At 57.8% G+C, this 14,014-nt stretch carries 16 protein-coding genes; 3 read left to right on the plus strand and 13 right to left on the minus strand.

Translation table 11 applies throughout. The features are described 5' to 3' along the window. Positions 1-13: 13 nt before the first annotated feature. Positions 14-1,522, minus strand: coding sequence for an alkaline phosphatase family protein (locus tag F0M18_RS16665; protein WP_149612601.1), 1,509 nt, complete (start codon positions 1,520-1,522; stop codon positions 14-16). Next, on the minus strand, positions 1,497-2,810 hold the full coding sequence (locus F0M18_RS16670) for an oligosaccharide flippase family protein (RefSeq protein WP_149612602.1): 1,314 nt from the start codon (positions 2,808-2,810) through the stop codon (positions 1,497-1,499). Before F0M18_RS16670 ends, F0M18_RS16665 begins: the two co-directional genes overlap by 26 nt. Before the next feature lie 250 nt (positions 2,811-3,060). Between F0M18_RS16670 and xseB the strand changes: the two genes are divergently transcribed. After that, positions 3,061-3,303, plus strand: coding sequence for an exodeoxyribonuclease VII small subunit (xseB, locus tag F0M18_RS16675; protein ID WP_149612603.1), 243 nt, complete (start codon positions 3,061-3,063; stop codon positions 3,301-3,303). After that, positions 3,300-4,217, plus strand: coding sequence for a polyprenyl synthetase family protein (locus tag F0M18_RS16680; RefSeq protein WP_149612604.1), 918 nt, complete (start codon positions 3,300-3,302; stop codon positions 4,215-4,217). The genes xseB and F0M18_RS16680 overlap by 4 nt, the downstream gene beginning before the upstream one ends. A 24-nt stretch (positions 4,218-4,241) precedes the next feature. Here F0M18_RS16680 and ribA read toward each other — a convergent pair whose 3' ends face one another. From ribA to nrdR, 10 genes are all read right to left on the minus strand, one after another. Further along, positions 4,242-4,838 carry a GTP cyclohydrolase II gene (ribA, locus tag F0M18_RS16685; RefSeq protein WP_149612605.1) on the minus strand — a complete coding sequence of 199 codons (597 nt, stop codon included), beginning with the start codon at positions 4,836-4,838 and terminating at the stop codon, positions 4,242-4,244. Between the two features lie 65 nt (positions 4,839-4,903). Beyond that, positions 4,904-5,605 (minus strand): retropepsin-like aspartic protease family protein, encoded by a 702-nt coding sequence (locus F0M18_RS16690; RefSeq protein WP_262500980.1) that lies wholly within the window; start codon positions 5,603-5,605, stop codon positions 4,904-4,906. Then, positions 5,605-6,084, minus strand: coding sequence for a phosphatidylglycerophosphatase A family protein (locus F0M18_RS16695; RefSeq protein ID WP_149612606.1), 480 nt, complete (start codon positions 6,082-6,084; stop codon positions 5,605-5,607). The genes F0M18_RS16690 and F0M18_RS16695 overlap by 1 nt, the downstream gene beginning before the upstream one ends. Positions 6,085-6,124: 40 nt before the next feature. Continuing rightward, positions 6,125-7,045 (minus strand): thiamine-phosphate kinase, encoded by a 921-nt coding sequence (gene thiL / locus F0M18_RS16700; protein WP_149612607.1) that lies wholly within the window; start codon positions 7,043-7,045, stop codon positions 6,125-6,127. Positions 7,046-7,113: 68 nt separating this feature from the next. Continuing rightward, entirely contained in the window at positions 7,114-7,560 is a 447-nt protein-coding gene (nusB, locus tag F0M18_RS16705; protein WP_149612608.1) for a transcription antitermination factor NusB, read from the minus strand. Then, a complete protein-coding gene (gene ribH, locus F0M18_RS16710; protein ID WP_149612609.1) occupies positions 7,561-8,034 on the minus strand; it encodes a 6,7-dimethyl-8-ribityllumazine synthase in 474 nt (157 codons plus the stop codon). It abuts the gene before it with no gap. 113 nt (positions 8,035-8,147) lie between these two features. Beyond that, a complete protein-coding gene (gene ribB / locus F0M18_RS16715) occupies positions 8,148-9,257 on the minus strand; it encodes a 3,4-dihydroxy-2-butanone-4-phosphate synthase (RefSeq protein ID WP_149612610.1) in 1,110 nt (369 codons plus the stop codon). Positions 9,258-9,370: 113 nt separating this feature from the next. After that, a complete protein-coding gene (locus F0M18_RS16720) occupies positions 9,371-10,033 on the minus strand; it encodes a riboflavin synthase (RefSeq protein ID WP_149612611.1) in 663 nt (220 codons plus the stop codon). Positions 10,034-10,143: 110 nt separating this feature from the next. Further along, positions 10,144-11,268, minus strand: a complete 1,125-nt coding sequence (ribD, locus tag F0M18_RS16725; protein WP_149612612.1) for a bifunctional diaminohydroxyphosphoribosylaminopyrimidine deaminase/5-amino-6-(5-phosphoribosylamino)uracil reductase RibD — start codon at positions 11,266-11,268, stop codon at positions 10,144-10,146. 9 nt (positions 11,269-11,277) lie between these two features. Further along, positions 11,278-11,742 carry a transcriptional regulator NrdR gene (gene nrdR, locus F0M18_RS16730; RefSeq protein ID WP_149612613.1) on the minus strand — a complete coding sequence of 155 codons (465 nt, stop codon included), beginning with the start codon at positions 11,740-11,742 and terminating at the stop codon, positions 11,278-11,280. Between the two features lie 147 nt (positions 11,743-11,889). On the opposite strand from nrdR, the gene F0M18_RS16735 reads away from it, so the two are divergent. After that, the gene (locus F0M18_RS16735; protein ID WP_149612614.1) at positions 11,890-12,618 is read left to right on the plus strand and encodes a lipopolysaccharide kinase InaA family protein; all 729 of its coding nucleotides are present in this window, start codon (positions 11,890-11,892) and stop codon (positions 12,616-12,618) included. A gap of 48 nt (positions 12,619-12,666) precedes the next feature. Here F0M18_RS16735 and glyA read toward each other — a convergent pair whose 3' ends face one another. After that, complete coding sequence (gene glyA, locus F0M18_RS16740; protein WP_149612615.1) at positions 12,667-13,929, minus strand: serine hydroxymethyltransferase; 1,263 nt, start codon at positions 13,927-13,929, stop codon at positions 12,667-12,669. Positions 13,930-14,014 lie beyond the last annotated feature (85 nt).

Below are 14,014 nucleotides of genomic sequence, written 5' to 3' on the forward strand. Positions count from 1 at the left end.
CAAGGCATAAACCCTAGTCAAACAAGCGATCGCATATTCTATACGCAAGCGTTAAATCTGAAACGCTTTCTACATCAACTAAGTGACTTAAGCCGGGAGATATGCAAAACACCGGGTCGCTACCCTTGAGACCGGTATGAGGATATCTCACGCCTTCCAGTTTTTCCGACAGTTCACCATAATGCGGGTTACATGTAATGAAACTGGGCCGTCTACCCGAAAAATACATCGTATCAGGCTTCTCAATCCTTATATCGGGCATATATTGGCAGTATTTTTCCTCTGCGAATTTGGCTCTATAAGGGGTAGCAACCATCCCGTACTGTTTCGCCTCCGGCGTCTCATTAAATTTAGAACACAAATCCGCAACAAGCTCCTCCATTGCTGTGACGCCGTGGACCGGACCTCGAAACCTATCACTATCGTTTATATATATACCGGCAAAGTTACCAGTGTCATAGAATGTTGAAAAAGCGCGAGTGCGGCGTCTGGAAAAACGTGTGATAGGTCGCCGATGTGACAGCCAAGGCTTTGATAAGCCAAGCCGAGCCATCCAACGATTACCTAACCTGGCCAGCTTATAAGAATAGTCATCAATTGCATCCTCCCACGTCCCCATTAACTCAAGAAAATCGTTTTGCTGCAGCCAGATATCGAGATTAACTTCGTGAAGAAACGACGCCGTACTGTGGTCTCCTAAGATCATGAAATGATCTGGGTCTAGGGCTTCAAACAGATCTCGTATGCAGTTATCCATGTGTTTGTAGTGCTCAATTAAACTAGCCAGAGTCGGGGCCAGGTTACGTCTTTCGTCGAATGAACTCGTGCCCTCACGTGAGCCAAGCACATACCGATCTATCTCTGACTTCGCGAGATATTGCAACTCCGTTGTCATCCTGAAGCAGAAAAAGCCAAATTCAGGCTGGTCTTGCTTGCAAAGGTCTAAATAGGAATCCTTCTGGCAGCTCTGCGCCTTGGTGATCTTAGTCGCAAATTCTGAAACGGTAGCGCAATTACCCGGCAACCTGATATCCGCAACGTACCCTCGTTCATTCAGGAGCTTAGCGATTTTCTTTGGATAGACCATCGACTCAGAAATACCCCCGGATGCCTTCAAGCCGCCGCCACCGCCTGCGACCGCAAACCCGTTCACCGTGGGGGCAGGTGCAGTTGTCGGCACGTTCATAATACCAACTGAGTAACCACGCTCATTCAGCAGCTTCCAGATGGGCACCACGCCTCTCTTTGTAGACAAGTCTTTCTGGTTATAGCTTATTGAAAACCGATATGAATGATCACAAAAGGGCATCATATAGAACGCACTTGTAGTACTTGCGTGGTGTCCAGTAAGAATTTCTGCCCAGCCTCTGCTAAGCAAGTCTTCATTCATGCGTTGTTGCTTACCTTCGCTCAGTAGCTTTTTCGTGAAGGGCATCGGCATTCCCTCCAGAATTTTTGTCGTACCACCATCGATACCAATAACTAGTAACTTCATTTTATTTGTAACTTTTTGATGCGCCAAAAGATACTCCCAATCTTTTCTTGACCTGGATACTCAAAAATAGATTCCAGGAAAAAGTTCCGGCCAGCATTGCGCCCGCTGCGCCCACACTCCCATAAGAAGGGATAAAAATAAAACCTGCAACGGCCGTTGTACTAAGCCCGATTAGTTGCCCGAGAAGGGTGATTCGCTCATACCCAGTCATGGACAGCACCATACCTACTGAACCAAATGCAACATTACAGATGTTCGAAAAAACCAGAACGAGCATGGGCATATAAGCTATTACTGAGTACTCAGCACCGTAGGCAATGCTCAACAGATTTTCTCCAAATAGTGCCAATATGACACCCAAAGAAAACGCAAATACAAAGGCTTTCCGAGTAAATTCTCGCAACATCGACTGCATCGAGACCGTATCGTTGCACTTATAGAATTGTACAACCTTCGGAGATAGAACCGGATTCATCACTGCCAGCGGTAGCGCAATAAATCCAGCTGCGCGTTGTGCCACTCGCAAAGCGGCCACGTCGGAATCATCGCTCATGGAGCCAAGCATGAGAATTCCGATCTCAGCACTAAAAGTGGTAAACACACCGATCAGCATGAACGGTCCAATACCGGCAAACCAACTAGCAACTTTAAATTCAGGACGTATGCTATGTGTTCCCCTAAGCGAAGAATGCAAAATCGTCTTCGCGAACAAAAAGATAAAGAGTACTAGGGATATGGCTACCTGAATCCATAACACGACCATCAGATTCAAGAAATCTACGAACCATACCGAGACCAAAAGCAGCAAGAGAAGCAGGGGTTGAAGAAGCTTTTTCGAAAACTCTGGCGTCTCTGGACGCGCCTCTCCTCGGAGGACACCAGTCAAAACAGCTATGAGGCCATTTAAAGGGAGGGCCAGCAGCGCAATAGATAATAGGAAAGACAGGTCTCCATCAGATTCTGGAGATGACACCACCCGACCTAAGATGAATGAGACTAAGTAGAAAAGGATGCCGCAAGATGTGACAAATCCGACAGAAAATATTACGAGCCCTTTGTATTCACTCCAGTTTTTTGCCTGCACGCTAGTGGCAATAGATCTGGTTAGATACTGAGGGAACCCAGCGACCAGCGGTAACGATATAATTGAGACGAGGGAAAGTACGTATGAGTATCGACCGTAGTCTTCGGGACCCAGAAGCCTTGCCAAGATAATACTCGACAATAAGACCAAAGGAACATTAAGCAGATAGAAGCTACTAATCTTGATGACCGTCCGCCCGATTCTGCTATCTCTCGGTTTACTCGTACGCATTAAAAGCAGGGCCTGAACGGAGGAGCACGATAAATATCTATTGGGCGGAGCAATAACAATGTGATATTCGCTTACTTTAATAGATCATCTATACGCAGACATTATGCCACCACTCATGCTCCTTGGCAGTTATTGATCGATATTCCGTAGAATTCAAAACACGGCGCTCTAAAACGTCATTTCGCACTGGTTCGACCCATATCGAGTATAATCTAGGTTCCAACCCGAATTCCTCAGAGGGCGAACTTTAATGGCAGGAAAGAAGAAGAGTCACGATTTTAGCGCGCTGATAAGTGAACTCGAAGGCTTGGTAACTGAAATTGAAGACGAGAGTCGTAGTCTTGACGACGCCCTCAGGACGTTCGAATCGGGCATCACTCTCGTGCGCCATGCCCAGAAGCTCTTGGAGGAGATGGAACAAAAAGTACAGACACTCACCGCGGCGGGACAGGCCGCAGATACCGCAGCGCTAGATGATAAGGATATAGAGTGACAGCCGGGCTCACCGATAGTATCAAGGCCGGCCGGGATGAATTGCAGGCTCAACTTTTGGCAGTGTTTGATCGCAGTACCAAAACCGCACCAGCATCTGAATCGGTTTTAAACAGCCTTCTCGGCGCTTCCAGTTACGCTTGTGAAAACGGTGGCAAGCGCATCCGACCTATTCTGGCACAGGCGGCTGCCAGTGCTGTCAGCATTGGCGACGCAGACAAACCCGCAGTCCATTCCACGTCGATTGCCCTGGAACTCATCCACACCTACTCCCTCATCCACGATGACCTCCCCGCCATGGACGACGATGACATGCGCCGGGGCAAGCCCAGCCTGCACAGGGCCTACGACGAGGCCACCGCGATCCTGGTGGGTGATGGCCTCCAGGCCAGGGCTTTCGAGCTGCTGGCCGATGCACCCGACCTCACGGCGGAGCAGAAGGTGCGCATGATCCGGGTACTGGCAAAAGCTTCCGGCATGGAGGGCATGGTCGGCGGCCAGTATATCGACATCCAGGCGGTAGATTCCCAAATGACCCTGGAGGAGCTCCGCGCCATGCATATGCTCAAGACCGGGGCCCTCATCCGGGCATCCCTGGCCCTGGGCGGCATTGCCGCCAATGCCACTGAAGCGCAGTTGGCTGCGCTGGATAAGTACGGCTGCCACATTGGCCTGGCCTTCCAGGTGGTGGACGACATACTCGATGTGGAGGGTAATACCGAGACGCTGGGCAAGACCCAGGGCAAGGACGCCGAGGCCAACAAGCCGACATACGTGAAGCTACTCGGCCTGGACGGCGCCAAAGCCGAGGCGCAGCACTTACTCCAGTCTGCGCTGGACGCGCTGTCAGGTTTCGGGGAATCGGCTGATCAGTTGCGGGAATTGGCGCGCTATATCGTCGAGCGCGACCGCTAGGGGGAAGGGGTAAGGTTGGGTTTGCTAACCCTGCCCCTCAAACATATGCCCGAGCTTTCCCGCCTTGGTGCTGAGGTACTTTTCGTTGTGGGGGTTGCTCTCGGTGTGTAAGGCAATTCGCTCAACCACCTGAACACCCTGCTCTTCCAGAGCGGCCACCTTGCGTGGATTGTTGGTCATCAGGCGAACCGCGGTAATGTGAAGATGTTCAAACATCGGCTTGAGAATGCTGTAGTCACGCATATCGGCGCCAAACCCCAACTGCTCGTTGGCTTCCACCGTATCCGCACCGGCGTCCTGCAACTTGTAGGCCTTGATCTTGTTCAACAGGCCGATACCACGCCCCTCCTGGCGCAGGTAAAACAGCGCACCGCGCCCTTCCCGGGCGATCGCCTCCAGCGCCGCCTGCAACTGCTTGCCGCAGTCACAGCGCATGCTGAACAGGGCATCACCGGTCAGGCACTCTGAATGCACCCGCGCCAGCACTGGTTCGCTATCAGCGACGTCGCCCATGGTCAGCACCACGTGCTCCTTGTTGGTGTCAGCATCCTCAAAGCCATGCATGTCGAATTCGCCCCATGCAGTGGGCAGGCGGGAGGACTCTACGTAGCGTGTACTCAAAGGGAGTGTATCCGTACCGAATGGGCGCGTATTCTAACAGTTTGACCGGGCTTGGGCGAGGGTCCTCAGTGGGTGCGGCTCAGGGTCAGAATGCCTTGATTTTCCTCGAATTTTACATGGCGCAGGTAGGTCATACCCAACAGGACCGTGCCTGGAAACTCACCTGAAATCACCGTTGCCGGCACGTTGTCGATGCGTATACCGCCCACGTCCACACTGCGCAGGGTGACACTCCAGGCCGGCACCACTCCGGCGGCCGTCTCCACCTGCACCCGCGCCGCTGAGCCAAGGTCTATACCAAGGCGGGAGGCCTCCGCCTCATTCATCGCCACCATGTTGGCCCCGGTATCCACCAGCACCTGCAGCTGCCGGCCATTGATTTGCGCATTGGTGCGATACTGCAGCCTCGCGTCGCGGGCAATGGTGACCACCTGTTCAGCGGGACGCTGGTAATTGGTGCCTACCTTTTGTGACAGGCCGAGAACCAGCTGCTTGCCCGCGACCTCCAGCGTCGCCGTGCGCGAGTAAACCGCAACCAGCTTCACGCCCTTGAAGTCCTGGCCCTCGCGCAGCATTTTACGCTCGCCATCGACCTTCAGCACCGCCGCACCCGGCATCAGGCCCTCGATCTCGATGTTGGGGTTCGCCAATACAGGCACGCACAACAGGCAGTACAGGCATAGCCCCAGTGCGAGATGCAGTGGGCCTGCAGACGGGACCGAAGCCTGTACGCGCCGGGCCAGTGCACGTAACGCGTTCTCCGGCATCAGCCCAACCACCACAGCGCCAGGTGCAACACGGCGCAGGCCATCAGGCCCGCCACCACATCATCAATCATGATGCCCAGCCCACCGTCCACACGTTTATCCAACAGGCCAATGGGCCAGGGCTTCCATATATCGAACAGGCGAAACGCGGCGAATCCAGCCAGCACCCAAAGCCAGTTGACTGGCAGTGCCCACATGGCAATCCAGTAACCCACAAATTCATCCCAGACGATGCCGGGATGATCATGCACCTGCAACTGCCGGCTGGCGACATCGCATATCCACACGCCGAGGCCAAATGCCAGCAGCACCGCAACGAGATAAAGGCCCGGGGAAAGATGGGAAAGCAGCCAGAAAAGTGGCACTGCCGCCAGTGTGCCGAAAGTACCCGGCGCCTTCTTCGCCAGCCCGGAGCCAAAACCGAAGGCCAGCAACTGTGCGGGCGAGGCGAGTAAATCGGGTTTGATGGTCGGGGGCATCAGCCGTCACCTGTTATTATCACGGTCATCACCGCGCCAGTTAAAAATGCTGGTAGCCGCCGGCAAAGTCAAGCTCCATACCCACGTCAACGCCCTCCCCGGCCACCACTTCACCTATGGCGGTGCAGCTTTGCGGCGCGCTGGTGCCGGCCGACAGGGTAAAGCACAGTTCGTAGTCGTCCCCACCCCCCAGCGCCCACTTCAGCACCTGCTCCTGGTCATCGCAGCCTTGCAGCGCCGGGGAAACAGGCACCCTGGCCGGGTCTATGCGCAAACCAACGCCACTGGCAGCGGCAATATGTTGCGCATCGGCGAGCAGGCCATCGGAAATATCAATACAGGCGCTGGCGTGGCCCAGCAACTGTGCCCCCAGGTCCAGGCGGGCCCGGGGCCGGTTGAAGCGTTGTAGCAAATACTCCGCTGCCGCAGCTGACGGTCGCCATTCATCGTTGAGGAAGGCCAGCGCAGCGGCCGCATCGCCCAGGCAACCTGATACATACACCACATCACCCACCTGCGCACCGGTGCGCAACAACGCCTCTGCCAGTGGCAGGGCGCCGAGTACCTGCACCGTGATGCTCAATGGACCCCGTGTCGTGTCTCCGCCCACCAACGGTATCCCGTATTCGGAAACAGCCTGGCCAACGCCCTGGCTGAAGGCGTTCAACCAGAACTCGTCTGCATCGGGCAGGGTCAGGGCGATGGTCATGCCCAGTGGTCTGGCGCCCATGGCCGCCAGGTCTGACACGGCAACAGAAACCGCGCGAAAACCGATGTCCTCGGGGAAGGTGTCTGCGGGAAAGTGCACGCCCTCCACCACCGTATCCACCGAGGTGGCCAGGCGTTCACCCGGCTCCAGGCGCAGCAGCGCACAATCGTCGCCCACGGAAAGGTCCACGGCGTCGCCGCGCCCGAGCGCGGCAAAGTAGCGATAAATCAGGGTAAATTCGGAAGCGGGCATGGATCAGTGACCAGCGATGAAAAGGTCCCGCGCCAGCCAGCCATCACTATCGTGAACATGCACGGCGTTCAGGTACCGGTTTCGGCCTTGCGCAACTGGCGCGCGGCCTTGTCCAGCACGCCGTTGATATACTTGTGGCTTTCACTGGCACCGAACTTCTTGGCCAGGGCCACCTCTTCATTGATGACCACCTTGTAGGGCACATCAATACGGTCTTTCAGCTCGAATACGCCCATGCGCAGCAGGGTGCGCTCGATAGGGTCCAGCTCTTTCAGGCTGCGGTCCAACAACGGCTCAAATACCGCCTCCAGTTCCTCGACCTGCCCCGGCACACCGTGCAGCAGGGCCTGGAAGTACTCCAGGTCGACGTGGGAAAAGTCGTACTCGGCACGGAACTCCGCCTCGATATCGGACAGGGCCGCCCCGGCCATCATCCACTGGTAGAGCGCCTGCATGCCATAGTGCCGCGCCTTGCGACGCTCCGCGGCCAGGGTGTTGTGTGTGGTCTTGCCCATTCAGCCCAGCTTCTGCATCAGGCTGACCATTTCCAAAGCTGACATGGCGGCCTCTTCGCCCTTGTTGCCGGCCTTGGTGCCGGAGCGCTCCACCGCCTGCTCAATGGTATCCACTGTGAGCACACCGAAGGAAACCGGCACGCCGTATTCCATGCTGACCATAGCCAGGCCCTTGGTGCATTCACCGGCCACGTACTCGAAATGCGGGGTGCCGCCACGAATTACTGCCCCCAGGGCAATAATCGCATCGACCTCACCCTTGGCCGCTATCTGCTTGCATACCAACGGAATCTCAAACGCGCCGGGAGCCCGCACGATGGTAATCTGGCTGCGGCTGACGCCATGGCGACGCAGGCAGTCCACCGCGCCTTCCAACAGGTGTTCCACCACGAAGCTGTTCCAGCGGCCAACGACGATCGTGTAGCTGCCCTTGCCGCTGGTGAAGTCACCCTCTACGGTCTTTATATCGCTCATGTTTCTGCTTACTCCTTGTCACCGCGTCATAACCGCAGCAGCCTCACTGCAGGGACGGCAGCCTGTGCCTGCCCCTGCGCTACCCGTTATGACGCTGGTCCTAACGCCCGGGTTCAGCCCTCGGGATCAACGAAATCCAGCACTTCCAGGTCGAAACCCGAAATTGCATTGTACTTGATCGGCGCGCCCATCAAATGAATTTTTCCCACACCCAGGTCGCGCAGAATCTGTGACCCCAGGCCAACAGTGGTGTAGGTGTCAGGTGCCGCTACCGCCGCAGATGACGCCGCGCCGAGGGCAAGGTCTATGCTGCCCAGCAAACGCTCAGGGCTTTCATCCTTTGCCAGCAGCACGATAACACCACGCTCATCCCGGGCCAGTCTCTCCATACAACGACTGATACTCCAGCCAGGATGGTCCTCCACCTCACAGTGCAACATATCGCGCATCGCCGACTGCACGTGCACGCGTACCAGGGTCGGCTGATCCGGTGTAATGTCGCCGCGGGACAGGGCCAGGTGCACGTTGCCCTCGGTCTGGTCGCGATAGGCGGTCAGCCTGAACTGTCCGTAGGCGGTATTGATCTCGCCTTCGCGTACCCGCCGGATGGTCCGCTCGTTCACCATGCGGAAATGAATCAGGTCGGCGATGGTGCCGATCTTCAGGCCGTTGCTAGCCGCAAACTCGGCCAGTGCGGGGCCGTCGGCGAGCGTGCCGTCGGGCGTGAGAATATCTGCAATGACAGCGGCGGGCAGCAAGCCGGCGAGGCGCGCATAGTCTGATGCCGCCTCGGTATGCCCGGCGCGCGTGAGCACGCCTCCCGGCACCACTTCCAGCGGAAAGATGTGGCCCGGCTGTACGATATCCTCGGGCACGGCGTGCGGCGCCACAGCCGCCTGCACGGTAAGCGCACGATCGGCCGCAGAAATGCCGGTATCGATTCCCTCCGCCGCCTCGATGGAAAGCGTGAAGTTGGCCTTCTCGCCCATCGCGTCATCAACCATGGGAGGCAGGTCCAGCTGGCGACAGCGCTCCTCCGTAAGCGTCAGGCAGACCAGGCCACGAGCCTTGCGCGCCATGAAATTCACGTGCTTGGCGTCGCAGTGCTCCGCCGCGACCATTACCACGCCTTCGTTATTGCTGTCGGTATCGTCATCGACCAGCACCACCATACGGCCCTGGCGGAGGTCTGAGATCAGTTCGTCTACGGTGTTTACTTGCATACTGTTTACTCTGGTCATTGGCGCGTCAGCAAAAGCCCCGTGGCAGGCAACTGACCTGACACGCTGCAGCAACCCGCGTTCCGGCGCGGACCGCTGGCACTGACCAAGACGCGCTACTTATTCAAATAGCCGTTCTCGGCCAGTGTCTCCGCGGACAGTCCGTCACCGGCACTGTGCGCTGCGGCCTCCCCCTGCATCAATCGCTCCAGGTAGCGGGCGATCAGGTCGACCTCAAGGTTGACCCGCGTACCGGGCTGGTATTCATCAAAAATGGTCTCGGCCACGGTCTGGGGAATGATATTCAGTTCGAACTCAGCACCGTTCACTGCGTTGACCGTCAGGCTGGTGCCATCGACGGTGATACTGCCTTTGTGTGCGATGTACCTGGCCAGATCATCCGGGGCGCGCAGTACAAAGCGTATGGAGCGTGCGTCCTCGTGCAGGCTGACTACCTCTCCCACACCGTCCACATGGCCGGAGACTATGTGGCCGCCAAGACGGCTCGCAGGCGTCAAGGCTTTCTCAAGATTCACCCGTGAGCCCGGCTTGAGTGCGCCGAGGGTGGTGAAGTTCAGGGTCTCGACCGATACATCGGCCCAATAGCCGTCCCCAGGCAGTTCAATCACCGTCAGGCAAGCGCCGTTGGTGCAGATACTGTCGCCCAACGCCACATCGCCCAGATCAAGTTTGCCGGTATTGATACGCAGTCGCAGATCACCACCGGAGGGCTGCATTGCCGCCACTTCACCGACAGCCTGGATAATGCCTGTAAACATAGTGATTCCTGTAAAAGCTGTAACACCAATGTACCGCCACCGCATAGTGGGCGCGTTATTGATTAACGCCTGCAGCGGTTACCCGGTTCGCAGCCGTTTCGCGACACCAGTCACGCCCGTAAAGATGGCACCGCGGTGATACGCCAGTCTTCCCCGACCCTGCGCATATCCGCAATCTTCAGCGGCACTTTCTCGGCCATCTTCTGCAGCGGCAGATGCAGCAGCGGCTGTGCATCGCTGCCCATGAGCACCGGCGCCATGTACACGATCAATTCGTCCACCAGCCCTGCGCTCAGGAACGCACCTGCCAAATGGGGCCCGCATTCTACCAGAATTTCATTGCTCTGCCGCTGGTTGAGATGCTGCAACAGTGCAGCCAGGTCCAGTCCCTTCTGGTCCCGTGCCAGGGGCAGCAGTTCGACACCGGCAGCGGCGATTGCCGCGGGCACCGGGGCGTCAATGGCGTGACAGAGCAGGCTGGGGGCCGTGGCATCCAGCACTTTCGCGGCAGGGGGCGTGCGCAGGTTTGAATCGAGCACCACGCGCAGCGGCTGGCGCACGCTGGCAAGCTGCGCCTGTGCTTCGGGCAGGCCGGTTTCCGCCGCGCGTACGCTGAGGGAACAGTCGTCAGCCAGCACCGTGCCAACACCGGTTACCACGGCGCAGCTCATGGCCCGCAGGCGCTGGACATCAGCACGCGCAGCAGGTCCGGTGATCCACTGGCTGTCCCCGGATGCCATAGCGGTACGACCGTCGAGGGACATCGCCAGCTTGATGCGCACGCGGCCACGGCCGCGCGTCATGCGCGCAATAAACCCGGGTATCACCGCGCGCGCCTCATCGGCCAGCAAGCCGCTGTCCACGATCACGCCAGACTCACGCAGGCGGGCGAAGCCGTTCCCGGCAACCAGTGGATTAGGGTCCTCGATTGCCGCCACCACGCGGCTTACTCCTGCCTCGATCAGTGCCAGCGCACAGGGGCCGGTTTTGCCATGATGAGAACAGGGCTCGAGCGTAACGTAGGCGGTGGCTCCACGCGCCTGGTCCCCGGCCTGCCTGAGCGCCTGAATTTCAGCATGGTCTCCGCCGGCAGGCTGGGTGAATCCCTCTCCGACCACGGCACCCTCGCGCACCAGGACGCAACCCACATGAGGGTTGGGCATCGCCGAGTAGCGGCCGCGGCGCGCCAGTTGCAGCGCGCGAGCCATCATCAGGGTGTCAAATTCACCGGACATGGGCAGGGATTATTCCGGCCGCGGTTCGGATTCCAGGGAATCGATCGCATCGCGGAATTCAGAGATGTCCTCAAAACTGCGATAGACCGACGCGAAGCGGACATACGCCACCTTGTCCAGCCGCTTCAGGTTCTCCATTACCAGTTCGCCGAGGAACACCGAGTTCACTTCCCGTTCACCGGTGGCGCGCAGGGCGTGCTTGATCTTGTTGATCACCGCTTCGATGTCTTCAGTTGGCACCGGACGCTTCTCCAGCGCGCGAGTGAAGCCTGCGCGCAGCTTGGCCTCGTCGAAAGGTTCGCGATTGCCGTTCTGCTTGATCACGCGAGGCATCACCAGTTCGGCCACCTCATAGGTCGTGAAACGCTCAGCGCAACTCAGGCACTCGCGGCGCCGGCGGACCTGATCGCCTTCGGCGACGAGGCGGGAGTCGATAACTTTGGTATCTTCGGCGGCGCAGAATGGACAGTGCATGGATTATTCACCTTTAGCTACATGGCAGAACTTTAACATATCAAGGCCTTACCAGACGCCCTGCAGGGATTATTGCCGCTATCCTCCCGTCAGTTTGCGGCTCAGAACTTCATCGACCGTCGCGGGCCCCCTATCTATAATGGTGCGATGCAGCGTCTATACATCAACCCAATTTTCAAAAAGCGCCTCAACGATCTACAGTGCTGCGATTTCAAGTCCCTGTCAGCGCTTACCTCCGATGGAGACCTGATAGCCCATGACAAGGGGCGCACAACACACAGGCTTGAGCTTGCCGGCGAGACCTACTATCTAAAGAGCGTGCACAAAGCCATTATCGGACCTTCAATCGAGTCACTGCTCTCTCTCAGGATGCCGCACCACTATTGTTGGCGTGAAATGATACAGGTGAACGCCCTGGCAAGCGCCGACATTAGCGTTATGCAGGTCGCTGCGACGGGTGAGCACAGCAGGCGTGGCGTGCTGGACTACAGCTTCCTGCTGACACCAGAAGTTCCCGGCGAGTTGCTGGACAAGGTTTTTGAGCAGGCTGACAGAGACCAGCAAGCCAGGCTGTTGTCCAGCCTGGGGGAGCTGATCGGGCGCCTGCACAGCCACGGTTTTTTCACCTCGGTGCGCATGAAGGACGTGATCGTCGATTCAGCAGGGAAATTCACCCTCATAGATCGCGAGACCCGTAAACCCGGCGCCCGCCGCGTCAATCCGCGAAAGGCTGTGAATGGACTCGCGCGGACCTTGCGCCGCCAGTCGCGAGACGGAATGACCCTGGATCCGGAGCAGTTGCAGACGCACCTGCAAGCCTACTTGACCACAGCTCCCCTGAGCATCACCGTGGAACAATTGAAAAAGCTGGTCTGATTTCGGAATTCAAGCCCGATCACGACAGCCACTGGCGACCCAAGGTAGTCAGCCGTATACCGGGAAGCGCGCACAAATCTCCAGCACCTTGCCCTTCACCTCCTCGATCACCTGCTCGGAATTACCTGCCTCGAGGGACTCCAGCACGTCACACATCCAGTGCGTCAGCTGCGCGGTTTCTTCCTCGCCGAAACCGCGCGTGGTAATAGCGGGCGTGCCGACACGCAGGCCGGAGGTGATAAACGGTGAGCGCGGATCGTTGGGCACCGCGTTCTTGTTGACGGTGATGTTGGCCGCACCCAGCGCTGCGTCGGCGTCTTTGCCGGTGTAGGGCTTGCCTATGAGATCGACCAGCATGAGGTGATTCTCGGTACCGCCGGAGACGATGTTGATCCCGCGCTCGATGAAGGTAGCGGCCATGGCCTTGGCATTCCTGACCACCTGCTTCTGGTACTCGACAAACTCAGGGGTGGCCGCCTCCTTGAAAGAGACCGCCTTGGCAGCAATGACGTGCATCAGCGGGCCGCCCTGGCCGCCCGGGAACACGGCGGAGTTAAACTTCTTCTCCAGTTCCTCATTGGCCCTGGCGAGAATAATCCCGCCACGGGGACCGCGCAGGGTTTTGTGGGTGGTAGAGGTCACCACGTCGGCATGGGACACCGGGTTCGGATAAACACCCGCGGCGACGAGACCTGCCACGTGAGCCATATCCACCAGCAGGTAGGCGCCAACCTTGTCGGCAATTTCGCGGAAGCGGGCCCAGTCCATGACCTGCGAGTAAGCGGAAAAGCCGGCGATGATCATTTTCGGCTTGTGTTCCAGCGCCAGGGCTTCTACCTGGTCGTAATCCACCTCGCCGGTGTCATTGTTGAGGCCGTACTGCACGGCGTGGTAGGTCTTGCCGGAAAAGTTGGGCTTGGCGCCATGGGTAAGGTGGCCGCCGTCGGCGAGACTCATGCCCAGAATGGTGTCCCCGGGCTGCAGCAGGGCGAGGAACACGGCCGCATTGGCCTGGGAGCCGGAATGCGGCTGCACGTTGGCGTAGTCCGCGCCGAACAGCGCCTTGACGCGCTCGATGGCCAGCTCTTCCGCCTGGTCAACATACTCGCAGCCACCGTAGTAGCGCTTGTGGGGATAGCCTTCCGCGTACTTGTTTGTCAGCGCGGTACCCTGTGCCTGCATGACCCGTGGACTGGCGTAATTCTCGGAGGCAATCAGTTCGATATGCTCCTCCTGGCGACGCTCTTCCTTGCTGATGGCAGCGAAAATTTCGTCGTCAAATCCTTCAATGGTCATGCTGTTGTCGAACATGGATGTCTCCCGACTGCTGGCGGAGCCTGAAGCCCCTGGATGGAAAGCGGCGCATTTTACAGAAAAAGCACGGCGCAAAGAAGCG

The sequence above is a fragment of the Pseudohalioglobus sediminis genome (assembly GCF_008370495.1).
Taxonomy (GTDB): domain Bacteria; phylum Pseudomonadota; class Gammaproteobacteria; order Pseudomonadales; family Halieaceae; genus Halioglobus.

Excerpts from the sequence above, each read along its gene's own strand:
- F0M18_RS16670 (WP_149612602.1), bottom strand. The coding sequence starts at position 2,810 with ATGCGTACGAGTAAACCGAGAGATAGCAGAATCGGGCGGACGGTCATC.
- xseB (WP_149612603.1), top strand. The coding sequence starts at position 3,061 with ATGGCAGGAAAGAAGAAGAGTCACGATTTTAGCGCGCTGATAAGTGAA.
- F0M18_RS16690 (WP_262500980.1), bottom strand. The coding sequence starts at position 5,605 with ATGCCGGAGAACGCGTTACGTGCACTGGCCCGGCGCGTACAGGCTTCG.
- F0M18_RS16695 (WP_149612606.1), bottom strand. The coding sequence starts at position 6,084 with ATGCCCCCGACCATCAAACCCGATTTACTCGCCTCGCCCGCACAGTTG.
- thiL (WP_149612607.1), bottom strand. The coding sequence starts at position 7,045 with ATGCCCGCTTCCGAATTTACCCTGATTTATCGCTACTTTGCCGCGCTC.
- nusB (WP_149612608.1), bottom strand. The coding sequence starts at position 7,560 with ATGGGCAAGACCACACACAACACCCTGGCCGCGGAGCGTCGCAAGGCG.
- ribH (WP_149612609.1), bottom strand. The coding sequence starts at position 8,034 with ATGAGCGATATAAAGACCGTAGAGGGTGACTTCACCAGCGGCAAGGGC.
- ribB (WP_149612610.1), bottom strand. The coding sequence starts at position 9,257 with ATGCAAGTAAACACCGTAGACGAACTGATCTCAGACCTCCGCCAGGGC.
- F0M18_RS16720 (WP_149612611.1), bottom strand. The coding sequence starts at position 10,033 with ATGTTTACAGGCATTATCCAGGCTGTCGGTGAAGTGGCGGCAATGCAG.
- ribD (WP_149612612.1), bottom strand. The coding sequence starts at position 11,268 with ATGTCCGGTGAATTTGACACCCTGATGATGGCTCGCGCGCTGCAACTG.
- nrdR (WP_149612613.1), bottom strand. The coding sequence starts at position 11,742 with ATGCACTGTCCATTCTGCGCCGCCGAAGATACCAAAGTTATCGACTCC.
- F0M18_RS16735 (WP_149612614.1), top strand. The coding sequence starts at position 11,890 with ATGCAGCGTCTATACATCAACCCAATTTTCAAAAAGCGCCTCAACGAT.
- glyA (WP_149612615.1), bottom strand. The coding sequence starts at position 13,929 with ATGTTCGACAACAGCATGACCATTGAAGGATTTGACGACGAAATTTTC.